This is a genomic window from Kitasatospora sp. NPDC018619, assembly GCF_044391605.1.
Taxonomy (GTDB): domain Bacteria; phylum Actinomycetota; class Actinomycetes; order Streptomycetales; family Streptomycetaceae; genus Kitasatospora.
The window spans coordinates 1-1,261 of the sequence record NZ_JBISAI010000034.1 but is presented as its reverse complement, the minus strand read 5'-3'; the positions used below and the strand labels follow the sequence as shown (position 1 = coordinate 1,261).

The 1,261-nt window shown below is 73.4% G+C and carries 1 rRNA gene and 1 pseudogene; both read right to left on the bottom strand.

Going from position 1 to position 1,261, the window contains the following annotated elements:
• Nucleotides 1-937, bottom strand: a pseudogene (locus tag ACH5AR_RS32520) (hypothetical protein); the annotation flags it as partial.
• A gap of 233 nt (nucleotides 938-1,170) precedes the next feature.
• Nucleotides 1,171-1,261 (bottom strand): 5S ribosomal RNA (gene rrf / locus ACH5AR_RS32515); the annotation flags it as partial.

Genomic DNA, 1,261 nt, shown 5'->3' with positions numbered 1-1,261 from the left:
CACGGCGGAACCCGCCACGCTCGCCACCGCGGTCGTCACGGTCACGGCCGTAGCCGCCCGAGGGACGGTCGCCGCGGTCACGGTTGAAACCACCGCTCGGCCGGTCATCACGACGGGAGCCACCCGACGGGCGGTCGTCACGACGGAACCCGCCACGCTCGCCGCGGTCGCCGCCGCGGTCGTCACGGTCGCGGTTGAAGCCGCCCGACGGGCGGTCATCGCGACGGAAGCCGCCGCCGGCCGGACGGTCGTCACGGCGGAACCCGCCACGCTCGCCACCGCGGTCGTCACGGTCACGGCCGTAGCCGCCCGAGGGACGGTCGCCGCGGTCACGGTTGAAACCACCGGACGGCCGGTCATCGCGACGGAAGCCGCCGCCGGCCGGGCGGTCGTCGCGACGGAACCCGCCACGCTCGCCACGGTCGCCGCCGCGGTCGTCACGGTCACGGCCATAGCCGCCCGAGGGACGGTCGTCACGACGGTAACCACCCGACGGGCGGTCGTCGCGGCGGAAGCCGCCGCCGGCCGGGCGGTCGTCACGGCGGAACCCACCACGCTCGCCGCCGCGGTCGTCGCGGTCACGGCCGTAGCCGCCCGAGGGACGGTCGCCGCGGTCACGGTTGAAACCACCGGACGGCCGGTCATCGCGACGGAAGCCGCCGCCGGCCGGGCGGTCGTCACGACGGGACCCGCCACGCTCGCCACGGTCGCCACCGCGGTCGTCGCGGTCACGGCCGTAGCCGCCCGAGGGACGGTCGTCACGACGCGGACGGTCGTCACGCTCGTCACGACGGTAACCACCCGACGGGCGGTCATCGCGACGGTAGCCGCCGCGGTCGCCGCCACGGTCGTTGGACCAGCCTCCGCGGGACCGGGGCTCGTAGCCTCGGCCGTCGTCCGATCGACGCTCGGGACGGTCCTGGGGCTGGTTCGACATCGTGGTGACTCCTTCTGCTGCTTCAGCTCCACCGCGGGCGGAGCACGCAACTCCGCCACCGCCACGCGGTTTCGACGCCGGCCTGCTGGCCTGCGTACCTTCTCCATTGTCCGGCATGCCGGGACCGTCCGCGTCTGGGCGGAAGTCCCGCTTCTGCCGGCCTTCTTCACGTTCGCAAAACACAAAAAGGCCGCGGCCCCAGCGAATCGCTGGGGCCGCGGCCTTGAATAATTGTTCGGCGGCGTCCTACTCTCCCACAGGGTCCCCCCTGCAGTACCATCGGCGCTGTAAGGCTTAGCTTCCGGGTTCGGAATGTAACCGGGC